Raw genomic sequence first — 14,437 nt, 5'->3', positions numbered from 1 at the left:
GGCCCCGCGTCACGCGGCGGGGTCGCGGCGCCGGCCGAGGGCGGCGGCGAGCGCTCCGCCGGCCGCGCCGAGCGCCAGCGCCGTCGGCACCCCGATGCGCGCCGCCTTGCGGGCCGTGCGGAAATCCCGGATCTCCCAGCCCCGGGTCTTCGCCAGCTCCCGCAGGTCGGCGTCCGGGTTGACGGCGACCGGCGTGCCGACGAGCGAGAGCATGGGCACGTCGTTGTGGCTGTCGGAGTACGCCGTGCAGCGCTTGAGGTTCAGGCCCTCGCGGATCGCCAGGGCCCGCACCGCGTGGGCCTTGCCCAGGCCGTGCAGGATGTCCCCGACGAGGCGGCCGGTGAACACGCCGTCCTCCGACTCGGCGACGGTGCCGAGGGCGCCGGTCAGGCCGAGCCGCTCGGCGATGACGTTCGCCAGTTCGACCGGGGTGGCCGTCACCAGCCACACCTGCTGCCCCGCGTCGAGGTGCATCTGCGCCAGCGCCCGGGTGCCGGGCCAGATCTTGTCCGCGATGATCTCGTCGTAGATCTCCTCGCCGAGGCGGGCCAGCTCCGCCGTGGACCGGCCGGCGACGAACGACAGCGCCTTCTCGCGGCCGCTGGCGACGTCGTCCGAGTTCTCCTTGCCGGTGACCCGGAACTTGACCTGCTGCCAGGCGAATTCGGCCAGGTCGGACTTGGTGAAGTAGTCGCGGGCGGCGAGTCCGCGCGCGAAGTGGATGATCGACGCGCCCTGCACCATCGTGTTGTCGACGTCGAAGAACGCGGCCGCGGTCAGGTCCTGCGGAACGGCGGTGGTCGAGGTGTCGGCGGGCTCGGCCTCGGTGCGGGCCTCCTGCAGCGCGAGAGCGGCGTCGGCGCTCGCCTGGCCGGCGAGGTTCGCGCGGACCTCGGCCTCGCTGGGGCCGAACTTGCTCAGCAGCCGGCGCCGGCCGGGCCGGATCAGACCCGCCAGGGTCTCGCTGACGCGGCCGGCCAGGTTCTCGCCGAATCCCCAGCCGTGTGGCACTGGACGTTCCGGCACCTGCACCTCCCTGTTGCGCGACGGCCGCGCCGTCGAGTGCTGCCGGCCGGTTCGTCGGCGGCCGGCCGTCGTGTGTGGCAGACCGCCCCAGCCTAGCCCGCGACACGGCCCCCTCCGCGCGTTGCCGCATGTGGCCGGTGGGTGTGACGTTCGTCTCGGCGGGGTATGACGCACAGTTGACCCCATGAGCGAACATCTGCCCGGACCCGCCACCACATCCGGCACCCGCCACGAGATCACCCTCCTCGTCCGAGCCGGCTGCGGTGCCTGCGCGCCGGCACTGACTCTGCTCGAGCAACTGTGCGACGAGTTCGGAGCCGGGCTGACGTGCATCGACGTCGATCGGGCTGCCTCAACGGATCCCGACCTGCGCGCCGAATTCGGCGATCGTCTGCCGGTGGTGCTGCTCGACGGCCGTGAGCACAGCTACTGGGAGGTCGACGAGCCGCGGTTGCGGGCCGATCTCGCCGGTTGAGCGCCCCTGGGCGGAACCGTCGTGCAGGTGAGAAGCACATTCGGGGCCGTTCGAGCAACTTTGTGCAGGGCTTCACAAGCGGTTACCGTGGTGTGAACGAATCCCCCGGATCACCGTGAGGACCGACGTGTACCCGTCGGCCGGACGAGGAGCCACGAACGTGACAGAGCTGCACCCCCCGCAGGGCGACGCTGCCCGCGGCGGCGTCGCCGAAGTCGGCGGGGGTGCGTCTCCCGGTGTCCCTGTGCGGGACATCCCCCAGGCTACTGTGACGCGTCTCGCGACGTATCTGCGGGTCCTCGGAATGCTCGCCGACGAGGGCACGCTCATCGTCTCGAGCGAGGAACTCGCCACCGCGTCCGGGGTCGGTTCCGCGAAGCTTCGCAAGGATCTGTCCTTTCTCGGGCCCAACGGGGTGCGCGGCGTCGGCTACGACGTGCTGCGCCTGCAGGCCCGCATCGAGAACGCACTCGGCCTCGACCGGGGGCACCGCGTGGTGCTCGTCGGCGTCGGCAATCTCGGCCGTGCCCTGGCCGGGTACGCCGGCTTCGACCGCCGAGGGTTCACGATGGCCGGACTGTTCGACGCCGACCCGGCGCGGGTGGGGACGCGGGTGGGGAACCTGACCATCCGCCACGTCGACGGGCTCGAAGCGGCGGCCCGCGAACTCGGTGCCACGATCGGCGTCATCGCCACCCCGGACGACGCCGCCCAGGGTGTGTGCGACCTGCTGGTGCGCTCCGGTGTCCGGTCCGTGCTGAGCTTCGCCTCGGCGCCCCTCGCGGTGCCCGACCATGTCGAGGTCCGGCGGGTCGACCTGTCCGTGGAAATGCAGGTCCTCTCGTTCCATAGCGCCCGCAACGACGCACTCGCCCAGGTGGCGGGCGGCAGTCACGCGGGCCTGACCGACACCCGGCGCGCCGCGTCGGGGCTCACCGCGCCGAGCGCGAACGGGCACACCGCATCAGGAACGCCGAGCCCAGTGGCCTCGGCAGCGACAAGAAACGGATCGGTGATTGCGCCGTGAGTGTTCTCCTCGTCGGGGTCTCGCACAGGACCGCGCCCGTCTCGGTCCTCGAGAAGGTCGCCGTCACCGACACCGATCGACCCAAGCTGACCGACAAGATGATGGCCTCCGACCACATCTCGGAGGCGATGATCGTCTCCACCTGCAACCGGGTGGAGATCTACGCGGTGGTCGACGCGTTCCACGGTGCGCTGGCCGACGTCAGCGAGCTCATGGCTGAGCACTCGGGCCTGACCCTCGTCGACCTGCACAAGCACGCGTACGTGCGCTACAGCGAGGCGGCAGCCGAGCATCTGTTCGCCGTGGCCAGCGGGCTGGACTCCATGGTGGTCGGCGAGCAGCAGATCCTCGGCCAGATCCGTACCGCCTACGCGAGCGCCGACGCCCAGCAGGCCGCCGGCCGGGCCCTGCACGAGCTGGCCCAGCAGGCGCTGCGCGTGGGCAAGCGGGTGCACACCGAGACCGGCATCGACGCGGCGGGTGCCTCCGTCGTGTCGGTGGCGCTGGACAAGGCCGCGACATCGCTCGACGGTCTCGCCGGCCGCACCGCCGCCGTGATCGGCGCGGGCGCGATGGGCGGGCTCGCCGTCGCGCACCTCACCCGCGCCGGAATCGGGCGCATCGTGGTGGTCAACCGGACCCGCGAGCGCGCCGAGCGGCTCGCCGAGACCGCACGCGGCAACGGCGTCGAGGCCGACGTCATGCCGTTCGAGCGGCTCGCCGCCGCGTTGTCGCAGGCCGATGTGGCCGTCACCTGCACGGGGGCCGTCGGTACGGTCGTCACCCTCGCCGACGCGCACCGGGCCCTCGCCCAGCCCGAGCGCAGCACCCGCCCGCTGGTGATCTGCGATCTCGGCCTGCCGCGCGACGTGGAGCCTGCCGTCTCGGGTCTGCCCGGCGTCACCGTCTTCGACATGGAGTCGCTGCAACGCGATCCCGCGGCCGGGGCCGCCGCCTCCGACACCGAGGCCGCCCGCTCGATCGTCGCCGGCGAACTCGCCGACTACCTCGCGTCCCAGCGCCTCGCCGAGGTCACCCCCACCGTCACCGCCCTGCGCCAGCGTGCCGCCGAGGTCGTCGAGGGCGAGCTGCTGCGGCTCGAGTCCCGGTTGCCGGGGCTCGACGACGGCCAGCGCGGGGAGGTCGCCCGCACGGTGCGCCGCGTCGTGGACAAGCTGCTGCACGCGCCGACGGTGCGCGTCAAGCAACTGGCGTCCACCCCCGGCGGCGACCAGTACGCCGAGGCGCTGCGCGAGCTGTTCGAACTGCGTCCGGGTGCCGCCGAGGCCGTCGCCACCCCGGTGGCGAAGGAGCTCGGCGCGCTGCCCGACGTGACCGGCGCGACCGATCTCTCGGCCGCGCTGGATCCGGCCGTCACCACGGAGCTGCAGGCTCCCCGGAAGCAGTTTCCCGGGCCGCTGGGGGCTCCCCGAGAGGAAAGGCAGGCATGAGCGCCGAGGTCGCATCGGACACCCGGATCGAAGCCGGGACCGGCAGCCGCACGCTGCGGATCGGAACGCGCGGCAGCCTGCTGGCGACCACGCAGGCGGGCACCGTCCGGGACGCGCTGATCGCCGCCGGCCATCCCGCCGAGCTGGTCGTCATCACCACCAAGGGCGACGTGACCGCCGGTCCGGTCGAGCGGATCGGCGTCGGCGTCTTCACCGCCGAGCTGCGCGAGGCGCTGCTCGCCGGCGACGTCGACCTGGCGGTGCACTCGTACAAGGATCTGCCGACCGCGCAGGATCCGCGTCTGGTGATCGCGGCCGTGCCGCCGCGTGAGGATCCGCGTGACGCGCTCGTCGCCCGCGACGGCCTGGTGCTCGGCGAACTGCCGCCCGGCTCCCGCGTGGGCACCTCCGCGCCGCGGCGGCGTGCCCAGCTCGCCGCCATGGGCCTGGGCCTCGACATCCAGCCGCTGCGCGGGAACATCGACACCCGGCTCGGGAAGGTCGCGTCCGGCGAACTGGACGCCATCGTCATCGCCCGGGCGGGGCTCTCGCGCATCGGCCGCCTCGACCGGATCACCGAGTCGCTCGAGCCGGTGCAGATGCTGCCGGCGCCCTCCCAGGGGGCCCTCGCGGTCGAATGCCGCGCCGGGGACACCGCACTGATCGAGATCCTCGCCGGCCTCGACGACCGCGCCAGCCGCGTCGCGGTCGTCGCCGAACGGGCCCTGCTCGCCGAGCTCGAGGCCGGCTGCACCGCCCCGGTCGGGGCCGTTGCCGAGGTCGTCGAATCCCTCGACGACGACGGCCGCGTGATCGAGGAACTGTCCGTGCGCGGCTGCGCCGCCGCCCTGGACGGCTCGGACGTGCTGCGAGCGAGCGCCGTCGGCGATCCCGACCGCGCGGAGGAGCTGGGCCGGGCGGTGGCCCGCGAGTTGCTCGATCTCGGTGCGCGCGAGCTGATGACCAGCCGTGCGGACGACGCGCCGGAACAGGGCACCGCAGATGTTTGACGCCCTCCGTCCACACCCCAGGTTTCCCCTTACCGCAGATTTGACCGCACTGGAGAATGACCGATGAGCCGAGTCCGTAAGCACAATCCCGGACGGATCCTGTTCGTGGGAGCTGGGCCGGGCGACCCGGCTCTGCTGACCGTGCGAGCCCGCGACGTGCTCGCGGGCGCGACGATCGCCTTCACCGACCCCGACGTCGACAAGGGGGTGGTCGCGCTCGTCGGTACCACCGCCGGCCGGGACCCGGAGACCGGGGAGCCCGTCGCCGAGGTGCGTCCCGCGCTGGGCGAGCCCACCGAGGTCGCCAAGACCCTCGTCGCGGAGGCGAAGAACGGCCACGACGTCGTGCGCCTCGTCGCCGGTGATCCGCTGACCACCGACTCGGTGATCGCCGAGGTCAACGCCGTCGCCCGCACCCAGGTGGTGTTCGAGGTCCTGCCGGGCCTGACCCCCGGCTCGGCCGTGCCGAGCTACGCGGGCATGGCCCTGGGCTCGTGCCACACCGAGGTCGACGTGCGCGGCGAGGTGGACTGGGCGGCGCTCGCCGCCGCGCCCGGCCCGCTGGTGCTGCACGCCACGTCCGGTCACCTCGCGGAGACCGCCAGCGCCCTCGCCGAGCACGGGCTGGCGCCGCAGACCCCCGCGGCGATCACCGTCCGGGGCACGACCCGTCAACAGCGCACCGTCGAGGCCACCCTCGCCACGCTCAACGATGCCGGCTCCGAGTTGGTGGGGCCGCTCATCGTCACCGTCGGCAAGATCGTCTCGCAGCGCGGCAAGCTCTCGTGGTGGGAGTCCCGCGCGCTGTACGGCTGGACGGTGCTGGTGCCGCGCACCAAGGAGCAGGCCGGGGAGATGAGCGAGCGGCTCGTCGCGCACGGCGCCATCCCGATCGAGGTGCCGACCATCGCCGTCGAGCCGCCCCGCAGCCCGGCCCAGATGGAGAGGGCCGTCAAGGGTCTCGTGGACGGCCGCTACCAGTGGGTGGTGTTCACCTCCACCAACGCGGTGCGCGCGGTGTGGGAGAAGTTCGAGGCGTTCGGCCTCGACGCCCGCGCCTTCTCGGGCGTGAAGATCGCGTGTGTCGGGCAGGCGACGGCGGACAAGGTGCGCTCGTTCGGGATCACCCCCGAGCTGGTGCCCTCCGGTGAGCAGTCCAGCGAGGGCCTGCTGGCCGAGTTCGCCCCGTACGACGACGTTTTCGACCCGGTCAACCGGGTGCTGCTGCCGCGCGCCGACATCGCCACCGAGACCCTCGCCGAGGGCCTGCGCGAGCGGGGCTGGGAGATCGACGACGTGACGGCCTACCGCACGGTGCGGGCAGCGCCGCCGCCGGCCGAGACCCGCGAGATGATCAAGACCGGTGGGTTCGACGCGGTGTGCTTCACCTCGTCCTCGACGGTCCGCAACCTCGTGGGTATCGCCGGTAAGCCGCACGCGCGCACCATCGTCGCGTGCATCGGGCCGAAGACCGCGGAGACCGCGATCGAGTTCGGCCTGCGGGTGGACGTGCAGCCGGAGACCGCCCAGATCGGTCCCCTGGTGGAGGCGCTCGCCGAGCACGCCGCCCGGCTGCGGGCCGAGGGCGCGCTGCCGCCGCCCCGCAAGAAGTCCCGCGCCCGCCGCTGACCCACCGTGCGCGGTTCCGGTGGCTGCCGCTACCGAAACCGCGCACGGCTTGCATGGAAGGTGAGTCCGCCGATGTATCCCGATGTCCGTCCCCGCAGGCTGCGCACCACCCCGGCCATGCGCCGGCTGGTCGCCGAAACCTCCCTCGAGCCGCGGCATCTGGTGCTGCCGATGTTCGTCGCCGACGGGCTCGACGCGCCGCGCGAGATTCCCTCGATGCCCGGCGTGTACCAGCACACCCCCGACTCGCTGCCGGCCGCGGCGACCGCCGCGGTCGAGGCCGGCGTCGGCGGGCTGATGCTCTTCGGCGTGCCGCGGGCCGAGGACAAGGACGCCCGCGGATCCGGCGGCACCGACCCGGAGGGCGTGCTCAACCGCGCGCTGCGCGACCTGCGCGCCGAACTCGGCGACGCGACGGTCCTGATGGCCGACACGTGCCTCGACGAGTTCACCGACCACGGTCACTGTGGCGTCCTGGGCGCTTCGGGTGAGGTGGACAACGACGCGACGCTCGAGCGGTACGCGGAGATGGCCGTCGCGCAGGCCGAGGCGGGCGCGCACCTGCTCGGTCCGAGCGGGATGATGGACGGCCAGGTCGCGTCGATCCGGGCGGCGCTCGACGCCGCGGGGCATCAGGACGTGGGGCAGATCGCGTATTCCGCGAAGTACGCGTCGGCGTTCTACGGGCCGTTCCGCGACGCGGTGGGTTCCTCGCTCGAGGGCGATCGGCGCACCTACCAGCAGGATCCGGCGAACCGCCGGGAGGCGCTGCGCGAAGTCGATCTCGATCTCGCCGAGGGCGCCGACCTGGTGATGGTCAAGCCCGCGATGTCGTACCTCGACGTGCTGCGCGAGGTCGCGGACCGCTCGGACGTGCCCGTCGCGGCGTATCAGATCTCCGGCGAGTACGCGATGATCACCGCCGCCGCGCAGAACGGCTGGATCGACCGGGACGCGGCAATACTGGAGTCGCTGACGAGTATCCGCCGCGCCGGCGCCGACATCGTGCTCACCTACTGGGCGGCCGAGGTCGCGGGCCGGCTCACGTGAGCACGCCCGAACCGTCGCAGTGGCCCGGGCCGCCGGCCACGCCGCCCGGGACGGCGCCGGGGGAGCGGCGCCCCACCCCCGTGGACGTGGAGACCGCGTTCCAGCTGTGGTGTGCGGTCGCGGTCCTGGGCCTGGTGTACCTCGGTGCGAGCGTGGCGCTGATGTGGGAGCGCAGGGACGAGTTCGTCGACCAGATGACGGCCGAACTGGCCCGGCAGACGCCCCCGGTGGAGATGCCCCGGGAATCGGTGGAATCGTTGCTGCCGTTGGGTTTCGGGATCACCGCCGTCCTGGGCCTGGCCTTCACCGGCCTGTTCCTGCTGGTCGTCTTCGCGATGCGCCGCGGCCGGAACTGGGCGCGCATGCTGCTCACGATGATCGGCGTCTTCCTGACCTTCACGGCGCTCCCCACGGTGTTCGGCGTCGGTGCGCTGGGCGGTGGGGCCGGACTCGTGATCGGCCTCGTGAGCATCCTGCAGGGTGTGTGCTCGGTCGGGGCGATTGTGCTCATGCACCGCCGCGAGCCGAACCTGTACTTCCTTCGGTTGCCCCCGAGCTGACCCCCCGGGCGCGCGGAGTACGGTGTCTGACGACCCACGGCCCGCGCGGTCGTTCCCGACGAGCGAAGAGGACTTTCATGCAGGTGGAGCCCAGGCCCTACGGTCGTCGTCGTGAGCTGGTTCTGATCGGCCTCATTGCCGTCCTGGGTGTGGTGACCCTGGTGCTGGTCGTCGTTCCGGGCATGCTCAGCGCCTGATCGCGACGTGAGCGAGCCGGCCGAGCCCCGATTCCACGAGCCCGGTGCGCGTTGGCGCACCGTGGCGCTCGGCCCGGTGCTCTGCGTCGTCGTGCTCGCGGTGGAGCTGCTGACCGGGCCGGTGGTCCACTGGGTCTCCCTGCCGGTGATCGCTCTCGTCCTCAGCGGTTTCGCGTACGTGACGGTCGTCGCGGCCCGGCGGCACGTGAGCGTGGAGCTGACCGCGGCGACGCTGCGCCTCGGCACCGAGGAGCTGCCGCTCGAGGAGATCGACGCGGTGCTGCCGCCGGCCGATCCCCGGGCCCGCGAACCCGAGCGCTGGGAGACGGCCCGGCCGCTGGGGGAGCTGTCGAACGTGCCGCGGGGTCGCACGGCCGTCGGCCTGCGGTTGCGCGGCGGCGCCCTGGTGCGGGCCTGGGCCAAGGATCACGAGCGGCTGCGGTCCGAACTCGGGACGGTGCTGGCCGAGCGCGCCGATCCACCCTTGCTTTAATACCCCCTAGGGGTACGATGCGGGTATGGCCGGATACACCCCGCACCAGGAGGACCTGCTCAAGCGCCTGCGCCGGATCGAGGGACAGGTTGCGGGCATTGCCCGGATGATCGAGGACGACCGCTACTGCATCGACGTCCTGACCCAGGTTTCCGCCGTCACCAAGGCCCTGCAGACGGTCTCGCTCAAGCTGCTGGACGCGCACCTGGCCGGCTGCGTCGTCGACGCCGCCCGGCAGGGCGGACCGGAGGCCGACGCGAAGATCCAGGAGGCCTCGGACGCGATCGCCCGCCTCGTTCTCAAACCCTGATCGCCCGAGGAGCCCGATCGGCATGCGGATCGCCCACGGACTGTGCGCTGCGGGACTGGCGTGCGTCCTGACGGCGTGCGCGCCGGAGGAGCCCGCGCGGACGGTGCTCTCGGGTACGCCGAGCGCGGTCCCCGAGTCGCCGGCCGCGCCGCGGGTCACCGTCACCACCCTCGTCGACGGTCTCGACCATCCGTGGGACGTGGTGCAGGCCCCCGACGGGACGCTGCTGACCGGGGAACGGTCGGGCCGGTTCGTCGTCCGGCGGCCCGACGGGCGCGTCGAGGAACTGCGCGCCGACCTGCCGGACCTGTACGCGGTGGGGGAGACCGGGCTCATGGGCGTGGCGCTCGGCCACGACTTCGAGTCCAGCCGCACCGTCTACGCGTGCCAGGGGCACCGCGGCCCCGACGACGTCCGCGTCTACGCCTGGACCGTCGATCCCGGCTGGACCACGATGACGCGGCAGCGCACCGTCGTCGAGGGCCTGCCCGTCGCCCGCGGCGGGCGCCACGGCGGCTGCCGGATCCTCGCGCACCCCGACGGCACCCTGTACATCGGCACGGGCGATGCCACCCGCCCGACGGCGCCGCAGGATCCGGCCGGCCTCGGCGGCAAGGTGCTGCACCTGAACCCCGACGGGTCGCCGGCGCCCGGCAACCCGGATCCGGGCAGCGTCGTGTTCACCCTCGGCCACCGCAACGTGCAGGGGCTGGCGCTGCAGCCCGGCACCGGCCGGCTCTACTCGGTGGAGCAGGGCAGCAGCCGCGACGACGAGGTCAACCTGCTCGTGCCGGGCGGCAACTACGGCTGGCGTCCCGACCGCGAACCCGGCACGTACGACGAATCGGTGCCGATGACCGATCCCGAGCGCGTGCCCGGCGCAATTCCGGCGGTGTGGAGTTCCGGCTCGCCCACCATCGCCACCCCGGGGCTGGCGTTCGCGGCCGGGCCGGCGTGGGGCCCGTGGTCCGGTGCGCTCGTCGTCAGCAGCCAGCAGGACGAGAAGCTCCTGCTGCTGCGCCTGTCCGGCGACGGCCGCAGCGTCACCGAGTCGGCGACGCTGCTCGAGGGGGAGTACGGCCGCCTGCGGTCGCTCACCTCGCTGCCCGACGGCTCGCTCCTCGTCACCACCGACAACGGCTCCGGCGACAAGATTCTGCAGGTCGCCCCCGTCTAGCGTGCCCCTGGGTCGACGCGCCGCGCGCCCGCGCCGTCCTCGCCCAGCCGATCGCCCGGATTGAACAGTGTGCACGCCTGCAGCGACAGGCAGCCGCAGCCGATGCACCCCGCCAGTTCGCGCTGCATCCGGTCGATCGCCTGCTTGCGTTCCTCGAGGCGCTCGTGCCATGCCCGCGAGATGCGCATCCAGTCCCGTCGGGTCGGGGGCCTGTCGGCCGGCAGCGCCGAGAACACCTCGGCCACCTCGGCGAGCGGAATGCCGAACCGGGTCGCCAACTGGATGATCGAGATGCGCCGGATCGTGTGCCGGGGGAAGCGGCGCGTGCCGCCTGCGGTGCGGTGTGCCGTCACAAGTCCCAGCGACTCGTAGTAGCGAATCGCAGACACGGCGGCGCCCGTGCGCCGGGAGACCTCACCGATCGCCAGCAGTTCTTCGCTCGTGCGGCTCATCACGACTCCGTTTCCCGCGCTTGATCTCAAGTGCACTCGAGACTCTACAGTCACCGGCATGCACGGATCCACGACTCGCGCCGGCTCCTGGCCGGAACTTCTCGGGCGCGAATACCTCGGTACAGCATCGGTTCTCGCCGGCGGAGTTGCCCTCTACGCCACCAACGTGTACCTCACCACGAGCCTGCTGCCGACCGCGGTCGAGGAGATCGGCGGCCACGCCTACTACGCGTGGACGGCGACGGTGTTCCTCATCGCGTCGGTGATCTCCTCGACGGCCGTGGCCCGCCTCCTCGCCGCCCGCGGACCCCGGGGCGCCTACCTCGTGGCGCTCGGGACCTTCGCGTCCGGCACCCTCGTGTGTGCGCTCGCCCCGTCCATGGAGACGCTGCTGGCGGGCCGGGCGGTCCAGGGACTCGGCGGCGGCCTGCTCGCCGGGCTCGGCTACGCCGTTCTGAACAGTGCACTGCCCGAACGCCTCTGGAGCCGCGGCGCGGCGCTCGTATCGGCGATGTGGGGCGTGGGGACCTTTGCGGGACCCGCCGTCGGCGGCGTGTTCGCCCAGTTCCACGCCTGGCGATGGGCGTTCGGCGCGCTAGTGGTCTGCACGCTCGCGGTCGCCGCCGCGGTGCCCTTCACCCTGCCGGCGCACGCCCGCGGATCGCGGGATGCCGGCAGGATTCCGCTCGGTTCGCTCGCCCTGCTCACCGCCGCGGCCCTGGCGGTCAGCGTGGCCGCCGTCGTGACCGGCAGTGCGCCCACGATCACCCTCATCGCGGTCGCGTCCGCTGCCGTGGTCGCGTTCGTCGCCGTCGACCGCCGCAGCCCGCACGGCATCCTGCCCGCGGCGACGTTCACCACCGCCCGGCTGCGCTGGGTGTACCTGACGATCGCAGTGCTGGCGGTCGCCTCGACCGCCGAGACGTTCGTCCCGTTGTTCGGGCAGCGCCTCGCCGGCCTCGCGCCGCTGGCCGCCGGCTTCCTCGGCGCCGCGCTCGCGGTGGGGTGGACGCTCGGCGAGATCCCGAGCGCCTCGGCGTCCGCGCCACGGACCGTGCACCGCATCGTGGTGAGCGCTCCGGTGCTCGTCGGCCTCGGTCTCGCGCTCATGGCGACCGTCGTGCGTGACGAGGCCGGACCGGCTGCGGTCGCGGCGTGGGTCACGGGACTGGTCGTCGCGGGCGCGGGCATCGGCATCGCGTGGCCGCACCTCGCGGTCGGCGCGATGAACGCCGTCGCCGACCCGCGCGAAAGCGGCAGGGCGTCCGCCGCGATCAACACCGTCCAGTTGATCGCGAACGCGTTCGGCGCAGCACTGGCCGGGGTCCTCGTCAACGCGGGACAACCGTCCGACGTGCGCTCGGCGCGGCTCCTGCTGTTCGGGTTCGCGGCCGTGGCGGTGCTCGGCGTGCTCGCCGCGCGCCGCGCGGTTCCGGCCCGCGCGCACCGGCTCCGGTCGGTCCCGGCGGACTCCTCCGCAGTGGAACCCGAACGAATCTGACGCCGCCGCGCGTGTCGTCGCCGTCCGGCGCATCGCCTTCCGTAACATCGCCGGGATCCGGCGAGGAGGAGATGCGCGTGCGAATCCCGGGGAGGTACGCGGCGGCGATCGCAGCGGGCGTGCTCGCGGCAGGGGCGCCGAGCGCCCACGCGGCGCCACCCGAGGCGGGCGCGCTGCCGGCGCTGACCGTGACGCCGCTGATGGAGGGGCTGAGCAAGCCCTGGGACGTCGTCGCCGCGCCGGACGGGACGATCCTCACCGGAGAGCGCAGGGGCCGCTTCGTGGTCCGTGGCCCGGACGGTGACGTCCGCGACGTGCGCGCCGACCTGTCCGACCTGTACGCCGAGGGCGAGACCGGTCTGATGGGACTGGCGCTGGCGCCCGATTTCGGGACGAGCCGGACCCTCTACAGCTGCCAGGGTCATCGCGGCCCGGACGGCACCGACATCCGCGTGCAGTCGTGGACGGTCGATGCCGGATGGACGGAATTGACCCGTGGTGCCACCGTGCTCGCCGGCATTCCGGCCGGGCAGGGCGGCCGTCACGGCGGCTGCCGGCTGCTCGCCCACCCCGACGGATCGCTGTACGTCGGCACGGGCGACACCGCCCACCCCCAGGTTCCTCAGGACCGGACCAGCCTGGGCGGCAAGGTGCTCCACATCGATCCCGACGGCACTCCCGCGGCGGGCAACCCCGATCCGAACAGCCCGGTGTTCACTCTCGGCCACCGCAACGTGCAGGGACTGGCGCAGCGTCCCGGCACCGGCGAACTCTATGCGGTCGAGCAGGGCACCGGCCGCGACGACGAGGTGAATCTGCTGCTGCCGGGTGGCAACTACGGCTACCGGCCCGACCGCTTCCCGTTCGTCTATGACGAGTCGGTGCCCATGACCGACCCGGCCCGCGTTCCGGGGGCGATCGGGGCCGTGTGGAGTTCCGGCGCCCCCACCCTCGCGACTCCCGGCGGCACGTTCGTCGCCGGTGCCGGCTGGAACGGGTGGGACGGCGCACTGGTGATCACGAGCCAACAGCAGGAGAAGCTGCTGTTCCTCGAACTCACCGCCGACGGCCGCGCGGTGGACGAGACCGCGACCGCGCTCGAGGGCCGATTCGGCCGGCTGCGGTCGGTGACCGCGCGGCCCGACGGGGCACTGCTCGTCACGACGGACAACGGAAGCGGCGACCGCGTCCTGCTGGTGGAACCTGCCGCCGACTGAGAGGGCGAGACGATGTGCTCACCGACGGTGCTCGACCGGGTGTATCGCGAGATCCAGGACAGCCGAAGCCGATTCGGCCGCCGGTCCTTCCTCGCCGCAGTGGGCGTGACCGCCGCGGGCCTCGCCGCGACGCCCGCCGCACGGGCCGGCGGGAACACCACCCCCGTGCGGGCCGACGCGGTGATCGACCTGACCCACACGCTGACCCCGCAGTTCCCGGTCTGGCCCGGCAACGAGCAGTTCACGATGCGTCCCGTCGCAACGCTCGACACCGGGCGGTTCGCCGTCAACGAGATGTCGCTGTGGGAGCACACCGGCACCCATCTCGATGCCCCGGCCCACATCGTGCGCGGCGGCGCCACCGTCGAGGCGCTGCCGGTGCGCGACTTCGTGGCCCCGCTCGCCGTCGTCGACATCGCCGGCAAGGCCGCGCAGGACGACGACTCCGTGGTCACCGTCGCCGACGTGGCGGCCTGGGAACAGCAGCACGGCCCGATCCCGCCGGGCGCGTTCGTCGCGATGCACTCGGGCTGGGAGGCCCGCCTCGCCGACCCCGCCCGCTTCGTCAACGCCGACGCGCTGCGCATCCCGCACGCGCCGGGATTCGACCGCGACGCCGTGCGGATGCTCGTGCACGAACGGAACGTCGTGGGGCTCGGCGTCGACACCCTCAGCCTCGACCGGGCGAGCAGCAGCGACTTCGGCGCCCACGTGGAGCTGCTCGGCGCGGGCCGCTACGGCATCGAGGCGATGGCGAACCTCGCGGCCGTGCCGCCGCGCGACGCGACCGTCGTCGTCGGCGCGCCCAAGCACGTCGGCGGCACCGGCGGACCGTGCCGGGTGCTGGCACTGGTCTGATCCG

At 73.0% G+C, this 14,437-nt stretch carries 15 protein-coding genes; 13 read left to right on the top strand and 2 right to left on the bottom strand.

All coding sequences use genetic code 11. The features are described 5' to 3' along the window. Positions 1 to 9: 9 nt before the first annotated feature. Entirely contained in the window at positions 10 to 1,026 is a 1,017-nt protein-coding gene (locus tag ISO16_RS09040; protein ID WP_006935970.1) for an HAD family hydrolase, read from the bottom strand. A gap of 184 nt (positions 1,027 to 1,210) precedes the next feature. Here ISO16_RS09040 and ISO16_RS09035 point away from each other — a divergent pair, with 184 nt between their 5' ends. From ISO16_RS09035 to ISO16_RS08990, 10 genes are all read left to right on the top strand, one after another. Beyond that, positions 1,211 to 1,501 carry a glutaredoxin family protein gene (locus ISO16_RS09035; RefSeq protein ID WP_072635756.1) on the top strand — a complete coding sequence of 97 codons (291 nt, stop codon included), beginning with the start codon at positions 1,211 to 1,213 and terminating at the stop codon, positions 1,499 to 1,501. 160 nt (positions 1,502 to 1,661) lie between these two features. Further along, the gene (locus ISO16_RS09030; protein WP_230304505.1) at positions 1,662 to 2,528 is read left to right on the top strand and encodes a redox-sensing transcriptional repressor Rex; all 867 of its coding nucleotides are present in this window, start codon (positions 1,662 to 1,664) and stop codon (positions 2,526 to 2,528) included. Further along, positions 2,525 to 3,979 (top strand): glutamyl-tRNA reductase, encoded by a 1,455-nt coding sequence (locus tag ISO16_RS09025; protein WP_006935962.1) that lies wholly within the window; start codon positions 2,525 to 2,527, stop codon positions 3,977 to 3,979. The genes ISO16_RS09030 and ISO16_RS09025 overlap by 4 nt, the downstream gene beginning before the upstream one ends. Next, positions 3,976 to 4,989 (top strand): hydroxymethylbilane synthase, encoded by a 1,014-nt coding sequence (hemC, locus tag ISO16_RS09020; RefSeq protein WP_006935961.1) that lies wholly within the window; start codon positions 3,976 to 3,978, stop codon positions 4,987 to 4,989. The genes ISO16_RS09025 and hemC overlap by 4 nt, the downstream gene beginning before the upstream one ends. 63 nt (positions 4,990 to 5,052) lie before the next feature. Then, on the top strand, positions 5,053 to 6,618 hold the full coding sequence (locus ISO16_RS09015; RefSeq protein WP_072635755.1) for a uroporphyrinogen-III synthase: 1,566 nt from the start codon (positions 5,053 to 5,055) through the stop codon (positions 6,616 to 6,618). 72 nt (positions 6,619 to 6,690) lie between these two features. Next, a complete protein-coding gene (gene hemB, locus ISO16_RS09010) occupies positions 6,691 to 7,668 on the top strand; it encodes a porphobilinogen synthase (RefSeq protein WP_006935956.1) in 978 nt (325 codons plus the stop codon). Between the two features lie 80 nt (positions 7,669 to 7,748). Next, positions 7,749 to 8,228: a hypothetical protein gene (locus tag ISO16_RS09005; RefSeq protein WP_006935953.1), complete on the top strand. Its 480-nt coding sequence runs from the start codon at positions 7,749 to 7,751 to the stop codon at positions 8,226 to 8,228. A 204-nt stretch (positions 8,229 to 8,432) separates the two neighbouring features. After that, positions 8,433 to 8,918: a hypothetical protein gene (locus ISO16_RS09000; protein ID WP_072635754.1), complete on the top strand. Its 486-nt coding sequence runs from the start codon at positions 8,433 to 8,435 to the stop codon at positions 8,916 to 8,918. 25 nt (positions 8,919 to 8,943) lie between these two features. After that, a complete protein-coding gene (locus ISO16_RS08995; protein ID WP_003937563.1) occupies positions 8,944 to 9,228 on the top strand; it encodes a metal-sensitive transcriptional regulator in 285 nt (94 codons plus the stop codon). 22 nt (positions 9,229 to 9,250) lie between these two features. Beyond that, positions 9,251 to 10,405, top strand: coding sequence for a PQQ-dependent sugar dehydrogenase (locus ISO16_RS08990; protein ID WP_072635753.1), 1,155 nt, complete (start codon positions 9,251 to 9,253; stop codon positions 10,403 to 10,405). On the opposite strand, the gene soxR is transcribed toward ISO16_RS08990, so the two are convergent. Further along, positions 10,402 to 10,857, bottom strand: coding sequence for a redox-sensitive transcriptional activator SoxR (gene soxR / locus ISO16_RS08985; protein ID WP_050035619.1), 456 nt, complete (start codon positions 10,855 to 10,857; stop codon positions 10,402 to 10,404). The two genes, ISO16_RS08990 and soxR, sit on opposite strands and share 4 nt — an antisense overlap. Positions 10,858 to 10,915: 58 nt before the next feature. Between soxR and ISO16_RS08980 the strand changes: the two genes are divergently transcribed. From ISO16_RS08980 to ISO16_RS08970, 3 genes are all read left to right on the top strand, one after another. Next, positions 10,916 to 12,358, top strand: a complete 1,443-nt coding sequence (locus tag ISO16_RS08980; RefSeq protein ID WP_072635752.1) for an MFS transporter — start codon at positions 10,916 to 10,918, stop codon at positions 12,356 to 12,358. Between the two features lie 71 nt (positions 12,359 to 12,429). Continuing rightward, positions 12,430 to 13,575, top strand: coding sequence for a PQQ-dependent sugar dehydrogenase (locus ISO16_RS08975; RefSeq protein WP_072635751.1), 1,146 nt, complete (start codon positions 12,430 to 12,432; stop codon positions 13,573 to 13,575). A gap of 12 nt (positions 13,576 to 13,587) precedes the next feature. Continuing rightward, a complete protein-coding gene (locus tag ISO16_RS08970) occupies positions 13,588 to 14,433 on the top strand; it encodes a cyclase family protein (RefSeq protein ID WP_072635750.1) in 846 nt (281 codons plus the stop codon). Positions 14,434 to 14,437: the final 4 nt, after the last annotated feature.

Origin of the sequence: Rhodococcus sp. M8 (genome assembly GCF_015654185.1) — a bacterium.
GTDB classification, from domain to species: domain Bacteria; phylum Actinomycetota; class Actinomycetes; order Mycobacteriales; family Mycobacteriaceae; genus Rhodococcus; species Rhodococcus aetherivorans.
Note: the sequence above shows the minus strand (reverse complement) of the source record. Positions and strands in the feature narration are given on the sequence as shown.